This window comes from Streptomyces sp. NPDC088354, assembly GCF_044753585.1.
Taxonomy (GTDB): Bacteria; Actinomycetota; Actinomycetes; order Streptomycetales; family Streptomycetaceae; genus Actinacidiphila.
Genome location: NZ_JBIVNJ010000004.1, coordinates 320,000 through 340,659, shown reverse-complemented (window position 1 = coordinate 340,659; position 20,660 = coordinate 320,000). Strand labels below are relative to the sequence as shown.

Here is a 20,660-nt window from a genome sequence, read left to right as displayed (position 1 = left end):
CTACTAGGAGTCGAGGCCGATGGCGAAGGCGGCTTCGAGGTCGTGCTGGGAGTACGTCCGGAAGGCCACGTGCGTGTCGGTGGCCTCGACGCCGGGGATCTTGCTGATGCGCCCGGGGATGACGTCCGCGAGCTGGTCGTGCTGGGCGACACGGACCATGGCGACCAGGTCGTACGTGCCGGTGACGGAGTAGACCTCGCTGACGCTGTCGAGCGCCGCGATGGACTGCGCGATCTCGGGGATCCGGTCGACGCTGGTCTTGATGAGCACGATCGCGGTGATCACGGCTGTAGGTCTCCTTGGGTCGCCCTGGCTGCGGCCTCAAGCTTAGGCCTTGCCCGGTAGCACCCCCAGGCGCACAGGAAACCGAAGAGGAAGCCGGTGATGTGCGCCAGGTACGCCACGCCCGGGCCTGACTGGGGGGCCTGTCCGGCGAGGGACTGCAGGACGAACCAGAAGACCAGCACCATCCACGCGGGGAAGCGCAGCGGCAGGAAGAAGAGGAAGGGGAAGAGACTGGTCACGCGCGCCCGGGGATAGAGGTAGAGGTACGCGCCGAGCACGCCGGAGATGGCGCCGGACGCGCCGACCAGTGCCTGGGTCGACGTGGTGTGCGCCAGGGCGTAGCCGTAGGTGGCCAGGTAGCCGCACGCCACGTAGAAGACGAGGTACCGCAACCGGCCCATGCGGTTCTCGACGTTGTCGCCGAAGACGTAGAAGAACAGCATGTTGCCCAGCAGGTGCACCCAACTCCCGTGCACGAACAGCGCCGTGAGCACCGACACGAAGGGCGACCGTCCGAGGCCGTCCGGCGGGGGGCAGCCGGTCGGCATCACGACCGACGCGGCGGTGACACGCCCGTGCCAGAGTTCCGCGGGAATGACACCCCACCGGGCGAAGTACGAGGCCTGGGCGCACGCCAGCTCGTGCCCGGTGCCGTACACGGGGTTGAGCCCGGAGGCCGGGCCGATCAGGAAGACCGCCACGCACAGCCCGATCAGGGCGTACGTCACCACGGGTCTGCGGCGGACAGGGTTCTTGTCGTACACCGGGATGACCATGGATCGATCATGACGGAACGGGTGTAACGGGCACAGGACGCCTCGCCGCAGCGCCGGATCCCGCCGAGGCCGTAGGGTGACCGGAACGCAAACGCGCGACCTAGGAGCAGATCCGATGACGGTTCCACTGCCGACGTCCACGACCCGGTGGCGCTGCACCCTCTGCGGAAACCTGACCCGGTTCGACGTCACCCGGTCCAGCAGGGTCGTCGAGTACGTCCACCTGGACCTCGCGGGGGAGCCCAGCGTCGAGGAGCGCGAGGTGCTCAGCGAGACCGTCGAGTCGGTGCGCTGCCGCTGGTGCAACGCCGTGGACCGGGTCGAGCTGGTGGACCGTCCCGACGCGGCGGCTGCGCAGGCCTGACCGCCGCCAGGGACAATGGAGGGGCGCGGCGTGGCCTGAGAGGCCGGGGAGGCCGGGGAGGCGCCGAAGAACTGGACAGGAGTGACTGGTGGACCGGACCGGCGGTAATCCGGGCCACGGCGACGAGGCGGCCGGGCCCGCGGCTCCGGCTGCCCCGGACGGCTCGGCCCCGCCCGAGGCCCTCGACCGTCCGCTGCCCGAGGGCGTGCGCCACCGCGTGGTCTCGCTCGCGGCCGACGCCTTCGGCGGGCTGACCCTGGGCGAGCTGCCCGCGGTGCTGCGCCCGTACGCCCGGTTCACCCCGAGTCGCCGTGCCAAGTTCGCGGCCACCGCACTGGCCACCGCCCTGGAGAGCGATCCCGCCTTCCGGCAGCGCGTCGCCGGACGGCTGCGGGAGGCGGAACCCGATCTGTGCGATGCGCTGGACGCCGGCACCCCGCCGCCGGCCGTGGATCCGCTCGATGTGGCCGCCGCCGCCTATCTGCTGCGGCCCGCGGGCTGGGCGAAGCTGGTCGCCGCCGCCGGGGAGGAGGCGCAGCGCGCCAGCGCTGAGCGGGCCGGCGAGGAGGCGCTGCGCGAACTGCGGCAGCTGAGGACCGAACTCGACGAGGCGCGGGCGCAGTCCCGCACCGAGGCCGTCCGCGCCCGCGCCGACCTGGACGCGGCCCGCAAGGAGGCCGAGTCGCTGCAGCGCAAACTGCGCAGCGCCGCCAGCGATGTGAAGCGCGCGGAGGCGGCCCTGCGCAAGGTCGAGGCCGAACTCGACGAGGTGCGTTCTGCCGCCGCGGCGGACAAGGCGGCCGCGGACGGCGAGGCACGCCGGCTGCGCGCCCGGCTGGCCGAGGCGGAGTCGGCGGTCGAGGCGGGCCGCCGGGCGGCACGCGAGGGCCGCACCGTGGAGGACATGCGGTTGCGGCTGCTGCTCGACACCGTGCTGGACGCGGCGTCCGGGCTGCGCCGGGAGCTGGCGCTGCCGCCGCGCGACACCCTGGGCGTGCGCCCGGCCGACACCGTGGACGCGGTGGCGCCGGGGGCGATCAGCCCGAAGGACATCGCGCGCCGCGCGCTGTCGGAGGACGACCCGGCGCTGCTGGACCAGTTGCTCGCGCTGCCGCAGGCCCATCTGGTCATCGACGGCTACAACGTCACGAAGACCGGTTATCCCGCCCTGCCGTTGGAGAAGCAGCGGCTGCGGCTGCTGGGGGGTCTCGCGGTGCTGGCCGCGCAGAGCGGCGCCGAGGTCACCTGTGTCTTCGACGGCGCGGACCTGGACGCGCCGGTGCTGCTCGCCCCGCCGCGCGGGGTGCGGGTGCTGTTCAGCAAGGCCGGTGAGACGGCTGACGAGTTGATCCGGCGTCTGGTTCGGGCGGAACCTCCCGGTCGTCCGATTGTGGTGGTTTCGTCCGACCGCGAGGTGGCGGACGGGGTGGCCCGCGCCGGCGCCCGCCCGGTCGCATCCACCTTGTTGCTCAAGCGACTTGCCCGGGTGTGACCTGGAGCACACCGTGGGGCGGGTGGGGCGGTTTTTCGGAGCTCTGCGTCAACTCACCATCACTGCGCGTGCGATGTGTGTAAAGAAAACGCGAGTGAATGACTTTTTTCCTTCAGAGATTTGATCCGATCACAAGATGGTCACTAGGGTCAGGCCTCGAACCTCTGCGCAGTCGATCACCCAATCAGGGTGACAGCAGAGGTCCCGCCGATCCGAAGTGGCGTGCGTACGACGGGGGACGCCGACGCTCGGGGCCGGGGAACCGCGGTTCCCGATGCACGCGGCAGGCGGCTGGAGGAAGAAGGAGCTCGCCCGAGTGGCGTCCCACCGTCGACCCAAGCAGACCAGTCGCGCACGTGTCACTGTGCTCACCGCGACCGCCGCCGCAGCCGTGGCGCTCTCCGCCCAGGCCGCCCAGGCCGCGCCCGCCAAGCAGTCCGTCAAGAGCGTCAAGGCCAAGGTCGACGCCCTCTACGAGCAGGCCGAGCAGGCGACCGAGAAGTTCAACGGCGCCAAGGAGAAGCAGCAGCAGCTGCAGAAGCAGGTCGAGGACATCCAGGACGAGGTCGCCCGCGAGCAGGCCGGGCTCAACGACCTCCAGGACGAGCTCGGCACTCTCGCCAGCGCCCAGTACCGCAGCGGCGGCATCGACCCGACGTTGCAGCTCTTCCTCTCCGCCGACCCGGACAGCTACCTCGACAAGGCGTCCACCCTGGACCAGTTGAGCACCAAGCAGGCCGAGGGTCTCCAGCAGATCGCGGAGAAGAAGCGCACGCTCAACCAGCAGAAGGCGGAGGCGGCGAGCAAGCTCTCCGAGCTCGACGAGACCCGCACCGAACTGGGCAAGAAGAAGAAGGAAGTCCAGGGCAAGCTGGCCGAGGCGCAGCGGCTGCTCAACTCGCTGACCGCCGCCCAGCGCGCCGCGGTCGCCGCCGCGGACGCACGCGCCAGCCGTAGCAACGAGCGCGTCAACCTGGGCAACGACACGCCGGCCTCCGGCCGCGCCGCCGCCGCCCTCGCGGCCGCCCAGACCAAGCTCGGCTCGCCGTACGTCTACGGCGCCACCGGCCCGAGCTCCTTCGACTGCTCCGGCCTCACCTCCTGGGCCTACGCGCAGGCCGGTGTCGGCATACCCCGGACCTCGCAGTCCCAGGCGTACGCCGGCACGCACCTGTCGATGAGCCAGCTGCAGCCGGGCGACCTGGTGATCTTCTACGGCGACATGCACCACGTGGCCCTGTACGCGGGCAACGGCATGGTCCTGCACGCGCCGCGCACCGGCACGGTCGTCCGCTACGAGTCGATCAACAACATGCCGTTCCAGTTCGGCGTCCGCATCTGATCCGCACCCGAGCCGGATCCGAGTCCGGTCGAACCCGTCGGGTTGAACCTATCGGGTGATCTCGTACGGTGACGGCCGGGCGGTGACCTGCGCAAGTGGGGCGTCGCCCGGCCTTCGCGCGTCCCGCGGTCTTTGAACTCCGCGTGCACGGCTGACTACTGTCGGCCGACGTGCCTTCCCATCGACGCATTCCGCAGCCCGGCCAGGGCCCCCGTACCGCACGGGTCACGGTCCTGACCGCCGCTGCCGCCACCGCCGCGGCGGTGGCGGGCGCCGCCTCCGCGACGAGCGCGCAGGCCCGGCCCGCGGACACCGCGACCGACGTGGCCACCCGCATCGACCACCTCTACGAGCAGGCGGAGCGGGCGACCGAGCAGTTCAATGCTGCCAAGGAGCACTCGGAGCAACTGCGCGACCAGGTGGAGGTCCTGCAGGACCGCGCCGCACGCGGCCAGGAACGGGTCAACGGGCTCCGCAACGACCTCGGCATGCTCGCCGGCGCGCAGTACCGCAGCGGGGGAGTGGACCCCACCCTCGCCCTGCTGCTCTCGCCCGACCCCGGCACCTACCTCGACCGGGCCGCCACCCTGGACCGGATCAGCAGCCGCGGCAACGCCCGGCTCGGCGAACTGCGCGACGCCCAGCGGGTGCTGGACCAGGAGCGCACCCAGGCCGCCGGCCGGCTGGTGGAGCTGGAGCGGGCCCGCACCACGCTCAACGCGCGCAAGAAGACGGTGCAGCGCAAGCTGATGGCCGCCGCGCGCCTGGTCAACTCCCTGTCCGACGAGGAGCGGGCCCGGCTCGCCTCCCGCCTGGAGCAGCGCGCCTCCCGCTCCGGACGGATGATCGACATCCCGGACCTCGCGGCGTCCTCCGCACGCGCCGCCGCGGCCGTCGCGGCCGTGCGCTCCGTCGTCGGCGCCCCCTACGCCTGGGGCAGCACCGGCCCCGGCGCCTTCGACTGCTCCGGGCTCATGGTCTGGGCGTACCGGCAGGCCGGTGTCGGGCTGCCGCGCACCTCCCAGGCACAGATGCACGCCGGGCGGCAGGTGCCGCTCAGCCAGGCACGCCCCGGCGACCTGGTCGTCTACCGGGGCGACGCCAGCCATGTCGGCATGTACGTAGGGAGTGGCCAGGTCGTGCACGCCCCCTACCCCGGGGCACGCGTGCGCTACGACCCGATCGGGATGATGCCGGTCGCGGCGGTGACCCGGCCCGCGTGACCCGGCCCACGCGGCCCGGTGCACGTGACCGCGGGACCGTACGATCGGCGGCGTGGCCCGCATCCGTCGTCCCCTCGTCCGCCTCGCCGCCGCCGCGCTGTGCTGCGCGGCGGTGCTGGCGGGCTGCAGGCCCGTCGGCGCCTCCGGCGACCGCCTGGACCGTACGTCCGTGCAGCGACTGCTGGACGGACGGGCGGCGGCACTGCTGGACCGGGACGAGCGGGCCTATCTCGCCGGTGCGGTGCCCGCCCGGCGGGCCGCCGAACGCCAGGTCTTCCGCAACCTGGAGGACGTGCCGCTGGCCTCCTGGTCCTACCGGGTCCTCTCCGTGGACGGCGGCGACCGGCCGTCCGCCCGCGTCGAACTGGACTACCGCGTCAAGGGGTACGACAGCGCGCCCGTCGCCACCCAGGAGTCGGTGCGGCTGGGACGGGGCGGCGACGGCCGATGGCGCGTCGCCGCGGAGGGCGCGGACGGCGACCAGTTGTGGGAGCAGGGCCCGGTTCGGGTGGTGCGCGGCACCTACAGCCTCGTCCTCGGCACCGTGGGCACGGCCTCTCTGAAGTCGTACGCCGCCGACGCCGACCGGGCGGTCCCCGCGGTGCTGCGGGCGTGGGGGACCCGTGGCTGGAGCGGCAGGATCGTGGTCGAGGTCCCCGCGTCACTGCGGAGGATGGGCGAACTGCTCGACGCCCCCGCCGACGCCTACCAGGGCATCGCCGCGGTCACCACGGGCGAGGCCGGCGGCCCGGCCTCGCACGCCCCGGGCGGCCGCGTCATCGTCAACCCCGAGGCCTTCGGGGAGCTGTCCGCCTTCGGACGCCGCGTCGTGCTGACCCACGAGGCCACCCATGTGGCGACCCGCTCCGCCACGGCCCCCGGCACCCCGCTCTGGCTCTCCGAGGGCTTCGCCGACTGGGTCGCCTACCGCGGCACCGGCCGCTCCGCACCGGACGTCGCCCCCGAACTCGCCCGCGACGTCGCCGCGGGCCGCGTGCCCCGGGCGCTCCCCTCCGACGCGGACTTCGGCACGCGGGCCGCCGGGCTCGCGCAGGCCTACGAGGGCGCGTGGCTGGCCTGCCGGTTCATCGCGGAGCAATGGGGCGACGCCCGCCTCGTCGCCCTGTACCGTGCCGGTGCGGACACACGCCGTGTGCTGGGGATCGGCACGGACGAGCTCACCGCGCGCTGGCGCGCCTACGTCGAGCGGGAGTTGGGATGACCGAGGACTTCAGCCCCGCCGAGACCGCACGCGGCAGGGCGCTGCGCCGGGCCCAGTCGCCGCCCCTCATGGCCGGCCGCCTGGCCGGTCTCGCCCTCCTGCTGGCCCTCGGCCTCACCCCCGCGGGGGCCGCCCTGACCGGGGTGTTCGGCGGTGCGTGGGGGCTGCGCGTCCTGGCCGGCGGGCTCCTCCTGGTCCTGCTCCGACAGGCCGTCACGCTGCCCTTCTCGGCCCGCGTGAGGGTCGTCCGCCGCCGCTACGGCCTGGTGACCCAGGGCTGGGGCGGCTGGGCGGCCGACGTCGCGCGCGGCCTCCTGGTCTCCGTCCCGCTCGCCCTCGCCGCCCTGTACGGCTTCTACGGGCTCGGCTGGGCCTGGGCCGCCCTCGGCGCGGCCTGCGCGGCCGTGGCGCTGTCCTGGCTCGCCCCCGTCGTCCTCGAACCCCTCTTCAACCGCTTCCGGCCCATGGACGCCGGGCCGTTGCGCGACGCGCTGCTGGAACTGGCCGCACGCGACGGCGTCCCGGTGCGCGACGTCCTGGTCGCGGACGCCTCACGGCGCACGACCGCCCTCAACGCGTACGTCTCCGGCTTCGGCAGGACCCGGCGCATCGTCGCCTACGACACGCTCCTGACGACCGCCCCGGCCGGCGAGGTGGCGCTCGTCGTCGCCCACGAACTCGGCCACGTCAAGCACCGCGACGTCCTGCGCGGCACCCTCTTCGGTGCCCTCGGCGCGGCCGCGGGCGTCTGTGTCCTGGCCGCTTTCCTCGCCACCGCCTCCCCCTACGCCGCCGACGACCCCCGCGGCCTCTTCCTCCTCGCCGCGGCGGCCGCCGTCGGCTCCGCCCTGGCCGGCCCCCTCGGCTGCGCCGTCAGCCGCCGCGCCGAACGCCGCGCGGACCGGCACGCCCTCGAACTCACCCGCGACCCGGCCGAGTTCATTGCCATGCAACGCCGCCTCACGGTCGCCAACGTCTCCGACCCCGACCCCCCGCGCGCGCTCCACCTCCTGTTCGGCACCCACCCCACCGCCGTCCAACGCATCGCCGCCGCCCGCGCGTTCACCACGCCCACCCCCTGACCCGCTGAGCACGTGGCCTGCCGAGGCTCCGCGGCGGCCCTCGCCAGCGGGCCTGCGATTGGACCGCGCCCGCGCTTCGTGGGGCACCTGGTGACGCGTGCCCAGGCGGGCCCCCGCGGTTGCCGGGGCAGGGGTGCGGATGCACCAAGGGGTTCGCGGCCGGCGCCGTGCGGCGGTGCGTGCTCCGATGGGTGGAGCGGTCGCTCCGCGCGGCCCCGCGCCGTGGTCTCCTCGGCGCGAGTTCCTGCTCGCCTGGTGCTGCGCCAAGGCGGGTCGGCGTGGCCTGAGGGTGCGCGGCAGGCGCCGTGCTCCGTGCCAGCCCTGCCATTCGGCCGCGCCCGCGCTTCGTGGAGCGGGGGCGTCTGGTGACATGTGCCCGGGCGGGCTCCCGCGGTTGCCGGGCGGTGAGTCCCCGGGGCAGGGGTGCGGTGTCTCCCGGCGAGGGTTTCGCGGCCTGCGCCGCTCGGTGGACCCCTGGCCGGTGTGCGGATCGTGCTGCGGGGTCGCGCTGCGTGGCCCCGCACGCGGGGGGTCTCCTCGGCATGGCCGACTGGTGGGCGCTGGGGAGGGCTCCTGGCCTGCCCACGGGACTGCGTCCGCGTTTCGCGGAGCAGGAGGCGCCGGGTGCCGTGCGCCCAGGCGGGCCGGCGTGTTGCCTGAGCGCACATCGGCGGGGGTGATGAGCCCCGTCAGGGGTGCGGATTCGCCAGGTGAGGGGTTCGCGGCCGGCGCCGTGCGGCGATGCGTGCTCCGATGGGTGGAGCGGTCGCTCCGCGCGGCCCCGCGCCGTGGTCTCCTCGGCGCGAGTTCCTGCTCGCCTGGTGCTGCGCCAAGGTGGATCGGCGTGGCCTGAGGGTGCGCGGCAGGCGCCGTGCGGTGGACCCGCTGGGCCGGTGTGCGGATCGTGCTCCGCTCGGACGAGGGGTCGCTCTGCGCGGCCCCGCGGGGGTGAACTCGGCACCGGGCGGGCTTGCTACCGGGCTGTGCCCGCGCCCGGGCGGGCCAGTGCGGCCCGTGGTCGCCGGGGCGGCGTCACCAGGTGAGGAGCCGACCGCCGTCGGGCTCCGGCTCCGCCTCCGAGGGGGAAGGGTCCGCCTGGGCGGCGGGGAAGGGGCCGGGGTCGCGGGCCGTGGCGGCCCACAGGCGCCGGCAGGCGATGAGGCAGGCGGCGACGAGCAGGCCGTTGCGGAGCACGAGGAGCGTGATCCCGAGCGGGCTGCTGCTGACGACGTCGCCGAAGCGGATCGGGAACTCGTACAGGGTGACCGCGGTGGCGACGACCACGAGCCCCGCGGGCAGGGCCATGACGCTCGCGCGCAGCGTGAGGCAGACGGCGGCCATGCCGATCAGCCAGATCATGTACTGGGGGCTGATGACCCGGCTGGTCGTGGTGAACAGCAGGACCGCCGTGAAGGCCGCGTCGAAGGGCGTCGCCGCTCCGAGGGCGCGGGCCCGCACCCGCCACAGCAGCAGCCAGGCGAAGGCCGTGACCGTGAGCGTGAGCGCGATGTCGCTGACCAGGCCGACGTAGGGGCCGAGGAACTCCACGGAGCCGTAGTTGAGCAGCACCTGGCCCTGCCAGCCGTGGTGCCGGGCGAAGTGGAAGACCAGGGAGCCCAGCGACTCGATCTCGGTGCCGCGCTCGCCCTGGAACCGCAGGAACGCGAAGGCCCCCGGCATCCACAGCCAGAAGCCCAGCGCGAGGACGCCCGCGCCGGCCACCGCGGCCGCCCACACCCGCCGGTCCCGTACCCCGGTGAGCAGCAGTACCGGCCAGACCTTGAGCATCGCGGCGAACGCGATGAGCGCGCCGGCGACCCTGGGGTGCCGCACCGTCGCCAGCATCGCGGCCACGGCGACGGCGGTGACCATGACGTCGTACCGGGCATAGGAGGTCGGTCCCAGCAGCGGCACGCCGACCACCCAGACGTAGACGCCCGCCTGCCTGCGCCCCTCGCCGCGCGAGCCGCGCAGCAGCACGGCGAAGGCGGCGGCGTCGGCCGCGCAGGCGAGCCAGAAGAAGGCGGTGGTGTAGTCGAGGAACGGCAGCAGCCCGGGGGAGAGCACCGCCAGCGCGGCGGCGGGCGGGTACTGCCAGGTGACGTCGTGGAGCGGGAAGGTGCCGGAGCGCAGCACCTCGTACCAGCCGTGGTAGATCGCCGTGACGTCGCTGGTGACGTCGAGCGGCGACACGCTGAACACCTTGAACACGCACAGCAGCAGCACGATCCGGGTGATCACCCAGGCGAGGACGGGTCCCACCGGGGACCTCCCGCCGTTACTGCCTGCCATGTCCACCTCGTCGTTTCGCTTCTGCAGAGATGATGCACGATGCCGGTCGCGCCTGTGGACGGGCCCCGGTTGTCAAGGACGCATTCGCGGCCGCGGTCGGTTGCCGGGGCCGGCAACCGCTACGCTCGGCGCCGTATGGACAAGACCCTGATCGTCACGAATGACTTCCCGCCCCGCCCCGGGGGCATCCAGGCCTTCGTGCACAGCATGGCGCTGCGCCTGGACCCCGGGCAGGTCGTGGTGTACGCCTCCACGTGGCGCGACGGCTCCGAGGTCGCCCGGTTCGACGCCGAGCAGCCCTTCCCCGTCGTCCGCGACCGCACGTCGATGCTGCTGCCGACCCCGCGGGTGACCGCGCAGGCCGCCGGGCTGCTGCGGGAGCACGGCTGCACGTCGGTGTGGTTCGGCGCGGCGGCGCCGCTGGGCCTGATGGCGCCCGCGCTGCGGAAGGCCGGGGCCCGGCGGATCGTGGCGACGACGCACGGCCACGAGGCGGGGTGGGCGCAGTTGCCCGCCAGCCGTCAACTGCTGCGGCGGATCGGCGAGGGCACCGACACGATCACCTATCTGGGTGAATACACCCGGTCGCGGATCGCCCCCGCGCTCACCCCGCGCGCCGCGGCCCGCATGGTGCAGTTGCCGCCGGGGGTCGACGAGAAGACCTTCCACCCCGCCTCCGGCGGCGACAAGGTCCGGGCCCGGCTCGGGCTGGCCGACCGGCCGGTGATCGTGTGCGTGTCCCGCCTGGTGCCGCGCAAGGGCCAGGACACCCTGATCCTCGGGCTGCCGCGCATCCTGGCCGTCCAGCCGGACGCGGTGCTCCTGGTCGTCGGCGGCGGCCCGTACGCGAACGAGCTGAAGCGGCTCGCGGCGCAGACCGGGGTGACCGACTCGGTCGTCTTCACGGGGGCGGTGCCCTGGGAGGAACTGCCCGCGCACTTCGGTGCGGGCGACGTCTTCGCCATGCCCTGCCGCACCCGGCGCCGCGGGCTGGACGTCGAGGGGCTCGGCATCGTCTACCTGGAGGCGTCCGCGACCGGGCTGCCGGTCGTGGCCGGCGACTCCGGCGGCGCTCCGGACGCGGTGCTGGACGGCGAGACCGGCTGGGTGGTGCGCGGCGGTGTGCCGGAGGACGCGGCGGACCGCATCCTGGCCCTGCTCGGCGACGCGGAACTGCGGCAGCGGATGGGCGAGCACGGGCGCAAGTGGGTCGAGGACGCCTGGCGTTGGGACCTGCTCGCCGACCGGCTGAAGGCGCTCCTGTAGAGGCTCCTCGGCGGCAGGCGCAGGCGCAGGCGCAGGCGCGGAGGACCGCGGGCCCGCGAACGCCGCACGCGCGAGGCGTACGGCGGCCGTGGTCAGGTCACGAACGCGCGGGACTCACCTGGCGTAGATCGCGGCGACCTCGTCCGCGAACTCCCGCAGCACCACGTTGCGCTTCAGCTTCAGCGACGGCGTCACGTGCCCGGACTCCTCGGTGAACTGGGTCGCCAGGACGCGGAACTTCTTCACCGACTCGGCCTTGGACACCGCGGCGTTGCCGTCGTCGATCGCCGACTGCACCTCGGCCAGCAGCTCCGGGTCCTCGCGCAGCTCCGCGGCCGTGCGGCCGGCCTTGCCGTGCTGCTCGGCCCAGCGGGGCAGGAACTCCTCGTCCAGGGTCACCAGCGCGCCGATGAAGGGCTTGCCGTCACCGACCACCATGCACTCCGCGACCAGCGCGTGGGCGCGGATGCGGTCCTCGATCACCGCCGGGGCGACGTTCTTGCCGCCGGCCGTGACGATGATCTCCTTCTTGCGGCCGGTGATGGTGATGTAGCCGTCCTCGTCCAGCGCGCCGATGTCGCCGCTGTGGAACCAGCCGTCGGTGACGGCCTCCGCCGTCGCGGCCTCGTTGTTCCAGTAGCCACTGAACAGGTGCTCGCCGTGGAGCAGCACTTCGCCGTCGTCGGCGATGCGGACCGTGGAGCCGGGCAGCGGCTGGCCGACGGTGCCGATCTTCGTACGGTCCCAGGGGTTGAAGGCCGTGGCGGCACAGGACTCCGTCAGGCCGTAGCCCTCCAGGACGGTGAAGCCGATGCCCCGGTAGAAGTGGCCGAGCCGCTCGCCGAGCGGCGCGCCGCCGGAGATGGAGTACTCGGCGCGGCCGCCGAGGACGGCGCGCAGCTTGCTGTAGACCAGCCGGTCGAAGACCTTGTGCTTGAACCGCAGGCCGAGCGAGGGTCCGTTCGCCGAGTCCAGCGCGCGGCTGAACTCGATCGCGACGTCGGACGCCTTGTCGAAGACCTTGCCCTTGCCGCCTGCCTGCGCCTGCGCGCGGGCGGAGTTGTAGACCTTCTCGAACACGCGCGGCACGCCCAGCAGCATCGTCGGCCGGAACGAGGAGAGCTCGCCGGTGAGGTTCTTGATGTCGCTGACGTGCCCGAGCTTGATCGGGGCCATCACACTGGCCACCTCGACCAGCCGGCCGAAGACGTGGGCCAGCGGCAGGAAGAGCAGCACCGAGGAGTCGCCGGTCCGGAAGAGCGGCTTGAGCCGTTCCACCACGTTGCCGCACTCGGCGAAGAAGGCGCGGTGGCTGAGCACGCAGCCCTTGGGGCGGCCGGTGGTGCCCGAGGTGTAGACGATCGTGGCGGGGGAGTCGGCCTTGGCGGACGCGCCGCGCTCGTCGACCGTCGCCTCGGCGATGTCGGTGCCGGTGGCGGTCAGCGTCTCCACGGCGCCGCCCTCGATGCGCCAGACGTGCTTCAGCTGCGGCAGGCGTTCCCGGACGGACTCCACCGACTTCTCGTGCGCCTCGCTCTCCACGACGACGGCGACGGCGCCGGAGTCGGAGAGGATCCACTCGATCTGCTCGGCCGAGGAGGTCTCGTACACCGGGACGGAGACCGCGCCCGCGCTCCAGACGGCGAAGTCGAACAGCGTCCACTCGTACCGGGTGCGGGAGATCAGGGCGACCCGGTCGCCGGGCTGCACGCCCGAGGCGATCAGGCCCTTGGCGACCGCGCGGACCTCGGCGAGGAAGGCGGTGGCGGTGACGTCCGCCCAGTCCCCGGCGGCGGTCTTGCGGGCGATGACGGCAACGTCCGGGTGCTGAGCGGCGTTGCGGCGGATGAGATCCGTCAGATTGCCGTCCGCGGGGACCTCGTAAAGAGCCGGAAGGCTGAACTCGCGCAAGACTGCTGCTCCTCATCGGCGCCGGCGGCGGTGCTGGCTGCGTCCACTGCGGGGGTTGAACAGTGGGGCGGACTGCCCGGACGTTACCCACCGGTAAAGCTCGAGCGGTAGGGGGTGCCGTGTAGATGTTTTGTGTGTCACACCGTCGTCACACACCGGCGGTCCGCCGCGGCGCAGCGCGTATCCACTGGTTGGGAGCCTAGTCGAGGCCCTTGATGACCCGCAGGTAACAAGCGTCCCGGCACGAGCGGCCCGCGGCGGGGCCCGGCGTCCTAGAGTGATCGTCATGCGGGTCCATGTCGTCAGTGATGTCCACGGCGCCGCCGAGGCGCTCGCCAAGGCCGGGGACGGGGCCGACGCCCTGATCTGTCTCGGCGACCTCGTCCTCTTCCTGGACTACGCGGACCACTCGCGCGGCATCTTCTCCGACCTGTTCGGGGCCGAGAACGCCTCCCGCATGGTCGCCCTGCGCACCGCCCTGCGCTGGGACGAGGCCCGCGCCCTGGACCGCGAGCTGTGGGACGGCCTCGGCACCGACCGCCGCACCGCCATCGAGGCCGCCGTGCGCCGCCAGTACGCCGAACTGTTCGCGGCCTTCCCCACACCGACGTACGCCACCTACGGGAACGTCGACATCCCCGCGCTGTGGGAGGAGTACGCCGGACCCGGCACGACCGTGCTGGACGGCACCACCGCCGAGATCGGCGGCCTGGTCTTCGGGTTCGTCGGCGGCGGCCTGCGTACGGCCTACCGCACCCCGTACGAGATCGACGACGAGACCTACGCCGCCAAGGTGGCCGCCCTCGGCGAGGTCGACGTGCTGTGCTCGCACATCCCGCCCGCCGTGCCCGAGCTCTGCTACGACACCGTCGCCCGCCGTTTCGAACGCGGCAGCGAGGCCCTGCTCGACGCGATCCGCAGCATCCGGCCCAAGTACGCGCTCTTCGGGCACGTCCACCAGCCGCTGGTGCCCCGGATGCGGATCGGCACGACCGAATGCGTGAACGTCGGCCACTTCAACTCCAGGAGAACGCCGTGGGCGCTGCAATGGTGACCGCCCCGGAGGTCTGCGGGCGCCCGACCAGGCGGTAGCCTTCACCGGCAGGCACACGACAGCAGGCACAGGCAGCGACGTCCCGGAGGGGCCACGGAGATGGCGGAACACACGAGGTCCAGCATCACGATCGACGCGGCCCCGGCCGATGTCATGGGTGTCATCTCCGACTTCGCCCGCTACCCGGAGTGGACCGGGGAGGTGAAGGAGGCCGAGATCCTCACCGCCGACGCCCAGGGCCGCGCCGAGCAGGTCCGCCTCCTCCTCGACGCCGGTGCGATCAAGGACGACCACACGCTCGCCTACACCTGGGTCGGCACCAGCGAGGTGCACTGGACGCTGGTCAAGTCCCAGATGCTGCGCGTCCTGGACGGCGCCTACATCCTCGCCCCGGTCGAGGACGGCAAGCGCACCGAGGTCACCTACCAGCTGACCGTCGACGTCAAGATCCCCATGCTCGGCATGATCAAGCGCAAGGCCGAGAAGGTCATCATCGACCGGGCGCTGGCCGGCCTGAAGAAGCGCGTCGAGTCCCAGGGCTGACGTGCGCACGGTCCTGGTCACCGGCGCGGGCGGCGCGGGCCGCACCACCGTCGCGGCCGCCACCGCCGTGTCCGCGGCCGCCCCGGGGCGCCGGGTGCTGGTGCTGTCCGCGGACCGCGGCGGGGCGCTGGAGCGAGTCCTCGGCACCGCCACCGGAGCCGCCGCCGTCCCCGGCGGGTCCGTCCCGAGCGCCGACCGCGCCGTCTTCGCGGCCCCTGTCCCCTCCGCGCCGGGGCTGTGGGCCGGCCGGATCGACCCGGCCGCCTCCTTCCGCGCCGACGCCATCGAGCTCCAGGGCCGGGTCGGCGCGCTGCTCGAACTGCTCGGCGCCGCGCCGCTGGACCCCGAGGAACTCACCGAACTCCCCGGCGCGGAACCGCTCGCCCTGCTGCGCGCCCTGCGCGACACCGCCGGCCGCTGGGACCTGGTCGTGGTCGACCTCCCGCCGGTGGGCGACGCCCTCGCCGCCCTCGCCCTGCCGGAGCAACTGCGCCGCTACCTCGCCCGGCTGCTGCCCGAGCAGCGCCAGGCCGCCCGCGCCCTGCGCCCGATGCTCGCCCAGCTGGCGGGCGTCCCCGCGCCCGGCCCCTGGGCGTACGAGGCCGCCGCTCGCGCCGACCGCGAACTGGCCGCCGCCCAGGCCGTGGTGGAGGACGCGGCGACGACCGTACGGCTGGTGGTCGAGCCCGGCGCGCACGCCGCCGAGGCGGTGCGCCACGCCCGGGCCGGTCTCGCCCTGTACGGCCACCGGCTGGAGGCGGTCGTGGCCAACCGGCTGCTGCCCGCGCACTCGCCCGACCCGTGGCTGGCCGAGCTGTCCGGCCTGCAGCGCAAGGAACTGCGCGCCCTGCGCGCCGAGATCGCGGGTAGTGGGACAGGCCTGCACGAACTGCCGCACCTGGGACGCGAACCGCGCGGCACCGGGGACCTGGCGCGGCTCGCGGCCGAGCCGCCCGCCGCGGCCGCCGAGGGTCCCGCCGCGCCGCCCTGGACCACCGAGGACCGGCTCGCCGCCGAGGGCCACTTCCGGTGGCTGCTGCCGCTGCCCGGCGCGCTGCGGCACACCGTGGACCTCGTCCGTCGCGGCGACGAACTCGTCGTGGACGCCGAGGGCCACCGGCGTGTCCTGCCGCTGCCCTCCGCGCTGCGCCGCTGCACCGTGGAGGGCGCCGCGCTGCGCGACGGTGTGCTGCAGGTCCGGTTCGTCCCCGATCCCGCCGTCTGGCCCCGATGACGGCGATCGCCCCCTGAACGCACCGGCTTCGTTCGGGTAACGTCGTAGTCAAAAGCCGGAGCGCCCTACGGAGCCCACCATGAGCGAATCCACGGACCGTACCGACCGCCCCGAGGCCGATCACGACGCCTGGGCCAAGGCGAGCGCGGAGGACATCGCCGCGGAGAAGGCCCGCCGCCGGCAGCAGTCAGGACAGGAGCCGGGCAGCGCCGCGGAGGAACTGCGACGACTCGCCGAGGCCGTCGCCGAGCGGATCTCCCTGCTCCGCAGCCCCGCGGCCGAGATGGCCGCCCAGGGGATCATCGCCCAGGTGAAGCAGGCCGTCGAGCCCGTCGTCGAACGCAACCCCGAGGTCTTCGACCACCTCGCCGCGGCCGGCGCCGAACTGCTTGCCGCCTATCGAGCCGCCGTCAGCCGCCAGGAACGGCGCTGGACCTCAGGCGACGGCGGGCCCTCCAGCGAGCGCATTGACCTGGACTGAACGCGAACTGAACAAAGGGCCGAACGGGGCGCACCTCGCCCTCCGGTACGGTTGGACGCAGCGGGGATCGACCGAATACTGAGGGACACATGGGACTCACCATCGGCGTCGACATCGGCGGCACGAAGATCGCGGCCGGCGTGGTCGACGAGGAAGGCTCGATTCTCGAAATCGTCAAGGTGCCGACTCCGTCGACCTCCGAAGGCGTCGTCGACGCCATCGCCGCCGCCGTCCACGACGTCAGCACGAGCCACACGGTCGAGGCCGTCGGCATCGGCGCCGCCGGCTACGTCGACGACAAGCGGGCCACCGTGCTCTTCGCGCCCAACATCCGCTGGCGGCACGAGCCGCTGAAGGACAAGGTCGAGCAGCGCGTCGGCCTCCCCGTCGTGGTGGAGAACGACGCCAACGCCGCGGCCTGGGGCGAGTACCGCTTCGGCGCCGGCCAGGGCCACGACGACGTCATCTGCATCACGCTCGGCACCGGCCTCGGTGGCGGCATCATCATCGGCAACAAGCTGCGCCGCGGCCGCTTCGGCGTGGCCGGCGAGTTCGGCCACATCCGCATGGTGCCGGACGGCCTGCTGTGCGGCTGCGGCAGCCAGGGCTGCTGGGAGCAGTACGCCTCTGGCCGCGCCCTGGTGCGCTACGCCAAGCAGCGCGCCGTGGCCCAGCCCGAGAACGCGGCACTGCTGCTCTCGCTCGGCGACGGCACCCCCGACGGCATCCAGGGCCAGCACATCAGCCAGGCCGCACGCGGCGGCGACAGCGTGGCGGTGGACTCGTTCCGCGAGCTCGCCCGCTGGGCCGGCGCGGGACTCGCCGACCTCGCGTCGCTGTTCGACCCCTCCGCCTTCATCGTCGGCGGCGGTGTCTCGGACGAGGGCGAACTCGTCCTCGACCCCATCCGCAAGTCCTTCCGCCGCTGGCTGGTCGGCGGTCAGCTGCGGCCGCACGCCCAGGTCCTCGCCGCCCAACTCGGCGGCAAGGCGGGACTGGTCGGCGCCGCCGACCTGGCCCGCCAGGGCTAGCGCGGCCGGCCGCCGCCTGCCGGTGCCCCCGTACCCCGCTTCGCCGGAGTACGGGGGCACCGGCGTTCCGGCCGGGTAGGGTGACGGCGTGAGCGAGGTCCCGCGGCCGGATCTGCCGGCATCCCGCACGGAGCCGGACGGCTCCGCCGTCATCCGCGTCCTGAGCTACAACATCCGCTCGATGAGGGACGACGAGGCCGCCCTCGCCCGGGTCGTCCGCGCCTGCGCACCCGACATCGCGCTCATCCAGGAGGCTCCCCGCTTCTTCCGCTGGCGCAAGGCCGTCGCCCGGCTCGCCCGCGACGCGGGGATGGTGACCGTCACCGGAGGAGCGACCGCCGCCGGCCCGCTCGTCCTGTCCTCGCTGCGGGTCCATGTGGAGCGCACGGAGGACGTCCTGCTGCCGCGCACCCCCGGACTGCACCAGCGCGGCTTCGCGACCGCCGTGGTCCGCGTCGGCGGCGCCCGGCTGTCCGTGCTGAGCTGCCATCTGTCGTTGCGGGCCGACGAGCGCTACGAGCAGGGCGGGATGCTGCTGGACCGGCTCGCCGCGATGGGCGAGACCCACGCGGTGGCCGGCGGCGACCTGAACGACCGCCCGCAGGGCCGCACTTTCCGCCGGCTCGCCGGCGCGCTGCAGGACGCCCGGGCGGTACGGCCCTGGGGCGGCGAGTACACCTCCACGCCCGGCGACCCCCACCAGCGCATCGACGCCGTCTTCGCCACGTCCGGCATCGAGGTCCTCGGTTGCGGCGTCCCGGAGCCGCTGCCCGGCATCACCCGGAACGACCTGAGGGCGGCCACGGACCATCTTCCGGTCCTGGCCGCCCTCAGGGTGCCGTCGGTGCCGTGACCGCGGTCAGACGACCGCGCCGCCGCCCGGCAGGTCGTCGTCCTCGTCGCCGCCCGGCCGCATCCGCGTGACCAGGGTGGCGAAGCCGCCGAGGAAACCGCCGACGCCGACCGTGACGGCCCACCACGGCATCTCCTCCTGGAAGAGGATGAACGCGAAGATCAGCAGCGGACCGCCCAGCGCCGCCAGCCAGGCGAACTTCGTGGTGACGTCGGCGTTCGGCAGCGGCGGCGGCTCCGGCGGCACGAAGTGGCCCTCGTCCTCGTCCTCGTCGAGTTCGTAGTCGCGGGGGCCGGAGATGACGGGGTGGATCACGATGGAGGTCGTCTCGGGGGTCGTCGGCACGACCAGGGGGCCGGGCTTCGAGGAGCCCTCGGCGACGTCCTCGGCCTCGGGCCAGGACGCCGTGCCGGGCTCCGGGTCGGCGTCGTACCCCGCCACGATCTGCGCCCAGGCCTCGGCCTCGTCGACCGGCTTGGGCTCGGGCTCGCCGCCCTCGGGCAGCGGACGGCGGTCGTCCTCGGGCTCAGCCACGTGCGGCGTCCTCCTTCTCGTTGCTCTCGTCGTCGCCCGCGGCCGGCCCGGTGCCGGTGAGCCGGCCCACGAACGCGTACGACTGCTCGAAGATCGTCTCGGCGTCGTGGTCGAGGGTGGCCACGTGGTAGCTGCGCTCCAGCACGGTCTCCGTCACGTCCGTCGACGAGACACGGCCGAGCACGAGCGCCGAGTTGGACGGGTGGACGACGTGGTCGACCCGGCTGCGCAGGAGCAGCAGCGGCTGGGTCACCTGGGGCAGGTCGCGCCGCACCAGGTTCCACAAGCGGCTCAGGGAGTGCACCGCGTGCAGCGGGGTGCGGTCGTAGCCCACCTCCACGGAACCCTCCTTCGCGATGTCGCTGGCGATGCCGGGCACCGAGGGCACGAAGTGCCTCAGCACCGGCACGGCCTTGAGTTGATGGCTGTCGGCCTTGACCGAGGGGTTCACGAGGGCGATGCCGCCGACCGCCGCGCCGTGCCGGGCGGCGAGGCGCAGTGCCAGCGCACCGCCCATGGACATTCCGAAGACAAACACGCGGTCACAGCGTCCGGACAGCGCGCGGAATTCCCGGTCCACCTCGGCGTACCAGTCCTGCCAGCCGGTGACCTGCATGTCCTGCCAGCGCGTCCCGTGCCCGGGCAGCAGCGGTGCCGACACGCTCAGACCGCGCCCGGCCAGGTACTCGCCCCAGGGCCGCATGGACTGCGGAGTGCCGGTGAAGCCGTGGCACAGCAGGACGCCGATGTCGCCGCCGTCGTGGCGATAGGGCTCGGCCCCGGGCATGAGCGGCACCGTAGGTCTCCTGTTCGGTGGAATGCGCGGAAAGCGATACCTCACAGTACGCGGACGGCTCACACCGGGGGAGAGCCCTGCCCGATCTGGCGTTAAGGTCTTCCCGTCAGACACAGGAGGTCATCGGTTGTTGTACGGCGTGATGAAGATCGCGATCGGCCACCCCCTGCGAGCCGCCTTCCGGCCGTGGGTGGAGGGCATGGAGAACATCCCCAAGCAGGGACCCGCGATACTGGCGAGCAACCATCTGTCCTTCTCCGACTCCTTCTTCCTGCCCGCCGTGCTCGACCGCAAGGTCACCTTCATCGCCAAGGCCGAGTACTTCACCACCCCGGGCGTCAAGGGCAAGCTCACCGCGGCCTTCTTCAAGGGCGTCGGCCAGCTGCCGGTGGACCGCTCGGGCGCGCGTGGCGCCGGCGAGGCGGCCATCCGCAGCGGGATAAAGGTCATCGAGTCCGGCGAGCTCTTCGGCATCTACCCCGAGGGCACCCGCTCGCCCGACGGGCGCCTCTACCGCGGCAAGCCCGGCGGCCTGGCCCGGATCGCGCTCGCGACGGGCGCCCCGGTGATCCCGGTCGCCATGATCGACACCGAGAAGATCCAGCCGCCCGGCAAGGTCGTGCCCAAGCTCATGCGGCCCGGCATCCGGATCGGCAAGCCGCTCGACTTCAGCCGGTACCAGGGCATGGAGCAGGACCGTTTCATCCTGCGCTCGGTCACCGACGAGGTGATGTACGAGATCATGAAGCTCTCCGGCCAGGAGTACGTGGACGTCTACGCCTCGGCCGCCAAGCGCCAGATCGCCGAGGCGGCGAAGAAGCAGCAGGCAGAACCCGGGGCGTAGCCCCGGGCAGGGGGAACGGGGAGGGCCCATGGCCA

Annotated in this window: 20 protein-coding genes; 14 read left to right on the top strand and 6 right to left on the bottom strand. The window is 73.4% G+C overall.

Going from position 1 to position 20,660, the window contains the following annotated elements:
• Window positions 1–3 precede the first annotated feature (3 nt).
• Entirely contained in the window at window positions 4–285 is a 282-nt protein-coding gene (locus tag ACIP98_RS09895; protein ID WP_319662123.1) for an Lrp/AsnC ligand binding domain-containing protein, read from the bottom strand.
• Window positions 282–1,061, bottom strand: a complete 780-nt coding sequence (locus ACIP98_RS09890; RefSeq protein ID WP_319662122.1) for a rhomboid family intramembrane serine protease — start codon at window positions 1,059–1,061, stop codon at window positions 282–284. Before ACIP98_RS09890 ends, ACIP98_RS09895 begins: the two co-directional genes overlap by 4 nt.
• 115 nt (window positions 1,062–1,176) lie before the next feature.
• On the opposite strand from ACIP98_RS09890, the gene ACIP98_RS09885 reads away from it, so the two are divergent.
• The 6 genes from ACIP98_RS09885 to ACIP98_RS09860 all read left to right on the top strand — a co-directional run bounded on the left by ACIP98_RS09885 (window position 1,177) and on the right by ACIP98_RS09860 (window position 7,786).
• Window positions 1,177–1,425, top strand: a complete 249-nt coding sequence (locus ACIP98_RS09885) for a hypothetical protein (RefSeq protein WP_319662121.1) — start codon at window positions 1,177–1,179, stop codon at window positions 1,423–1,425.
• Window positions 1,426–1,513: 88 nt separating this feature from the next.
• Window positions 1,514–2,917, top strand: coding sequence for an NYN domain-containing protein (locus ACIP98_RS09880; protein WP_401974768.1), 1,404 nt, complete (start codon window positions 1,514–1,516; stop codon window positions 2,915–2,917).
• 316 nt (window positions 2,918–3,233) lie between these two features.
• Window positions 3,234–4,259, top strand: coding sequence for an NlpC/P60 family protein (locus tag ACIP98_RS09875; protein ID WP_319662120.1), 1,026 nt, complete (start codon window positions 3,234–3,236; stop codon window positions 4,257–4,259).
• Window positions 4,260–4,429: 170 nt separating this feature from the next.
• Entirely contained in the window at window positions 4,430–5,482 is a 1,053-nt protein-coding gene (locus tag ACIP98_RS09870) for an NlpC/P60 family protein (RefSeq protein ID WP_319662119.1), read from the top strand.
• A 52-nt stretch (window positions 5,483–5,534) separates the two neighbouring features.
• Window positions 5,535–6,704, top strand: coding sequence for a hypothetical protein (locus ACIP98_RS09865; RefSeq protein ID WP_319662118.1), 1,170 nt, complete (start codon window positions 5,535–5,537; stop codon window positions 6,702–6,704).
• Entirely contained in the window at window positions 6,701–7,786 is a 1,086-nt protein-coding gene (locus ACIP98_RS09860) for a M48 family metalloprotease (RefSeq protein ID WP_401974765.1), read from the top strand. Before ACIP98_RS09865 ends, ACIP98_RS09860 begins: the two co-directional genes overlap by 4 nt.
• A 1,032-nt stretch (window positions 7,787–8,818) precedes the next feature.
• Here the strand turns inward: ACIP98_RS09860 and ACIP98_RS09855 are convergent.
• Complete coding sequence (locus ACIP98_RS09855) at window positions 8,819–10,078, bottom strand: glycosyltransferase 87 family protein (RefSeq protein ID WP_319662116.1); 1,260 nt, start codon at window positions 10,076–10,078, stop codon at window positions 8,819–8,821.
• Between the two features lie 135 nt (window positions 10,079–10,213).
• Here ACIP98_RS09855 and ACIP98_RS09850 point away from each other — a divergent pair, with 135 nt between their 5' ends.
• Window positions 10,214–11,344, top strand: coding sequence for a glycosyltransferase family 4 protein (locus ACIP98_RS09850; protein WP_401974763.1), 1,131 nt, complete (start codon window positions 10,214–10,216; stop codon window positions 11,342–11,344).
• Between the two features lie 114 nt (window positions 11,345–11,458).
• Here the strand turns inward: ACIP98_RS09850 and ACIP98_RS09845 are convergent, their stop codons facing one another.
• Window positions 11,459–13,255: an AMP-dependent synthetase/ligase gene (locus ACIP98_RS09845; protein ID WP_319662114.1), complete on the bottom strand. Its 1,797-nt coding sequence runs from the start codon at window positions 13,253–13,255 to the stop codon at window positions 11,459–11,461.
• A gap of 286 nt (window positions 13,256–13,541) precedes the next feature.
• On the opposite strand from ACIP98_RS09845, the gene ACIP98_RS09840 reads away from it, so the two are divergent.
• The 6 genes from ACIP98_RS09840 (at window position 13,542) to ACIP98_RS09815 (ending at window position 18,451) form a co-directional block, all read left to right on the top strand.
• Window positions 13,542–14,309, top strand: coding sequence for a metallophosphoesterase (locus ACIP98_RS09840; RefSeq protein ID WP_319662112.1), 768 nt, complete (start codon window positions 13,542–13,544; stop codon window positions 14,307–14,309).
• Window positions 14,310–14,408: 99 nt separating this feature from the next.
• Window positions 14,409–14,852 carry an SRPBCC family protein gene (locus ACIP98_RS09835; protein WP_319662110.1) on the top strand — a complete coding sequence of 148 codons (444 nt, stop codon included), beginning with the start codon at window positions 14,409–14,411 and terminating at the stop codon, window positions 14,850–14,852.
• A 1-nt stretch (window position 14,853) separates the two neighbouring features.
• Entirely contained in the window at window positions 14,854–16,086 is a 1,233-nt protein-coding gene (locus ACIP98_RS09830; protein ID WP_319662108.1) for an ArsA-related P-loop ATPase, read from the top strand.
• A 79-nt stretch (window positions 16,087–16,165) separates the two neighbouring features.
• The gene (locus ACIP98_RS09825; protein WP_319662106.1) at window positions 16,166–16,567 is read left to right on the top strand and encodes a DUF5304 family protein; all 402 of its coding nucleotides are present in this window, start codon (window positions 16,166–16,168) and stop codon (window positions 16,565–16,567) included.
• 89 nt (window positions 16,568–16,656) lie between these two features.
• On the top strand, window positions 16,657–17,598 hold the full coding sequence (locus tag ACIP98_RS09820) for an ROK family glucokinase (protein ID WP_319662104.1): 942 nt from the start codon (window positions 16,657–16,659) through the stop codon (window positions 17,596–17,598).
• 88 nt (window positions 17,599–17,686) lie between these two features.
• Entirely contained in the window at window positions 17,687–18,451 is a 765-nt protein-coding gene (locus ACIP98_RS09815) for an endonuclease/exonuclease/phosphatase family protein (RefSeq protein WP_319662102.1), read from the top strand.
• Between the two features lie 6 nt (window positions 18,452–18,457).
• Here ACIP98_RS09815 and ACIP98_RS09810 read toward each other — a convergent pair whose 3' ends face one another.
• Window positions 18,458–18,985: a hypothetical protein gene (locus ACIP98_RS09810; RefSeq protein ID WP_319662100.1), complete on the bottom strand. Its 528-nt coding sequence runs from the start codon at window positions 18,983–18,985 to the stop codon at window positions 18,458–18,460.
• A complete protein-coding gene (locus ACIP98_RS09805; protein ID WP_319662098.1) occupies window positions 18,978–19,781 on the bottom strand; it encodes an alpha/beta fold hydrolase in 804 nt (267 codons plus the stop codon). Before ACIP98_RS09805 ends, ACIP98_RS09810 begins: the two co-directional genes overlap by 8 nt.
• A gap of 127 nt (window positions 19,782–19,908) precedes the next feature.
• Here ACIP98_RS09805 and ACIP98_RS09800 point away from each other — a divergent pair, with 127 nt between their 5' ends.
• Window positions 19,909–20,625, top strand: a complete 717-nt coding sequence (locus tag ACIP98_RS09800; protein ID WP_319662095.1) for a lysophospholipid acyltransferase family protein — start codon at window positions 19,909–19,911, stop codon at window positions 20,623–20,625.
• Window positions 20,626–20,660 lie beyond the last annotated feature (35 nt).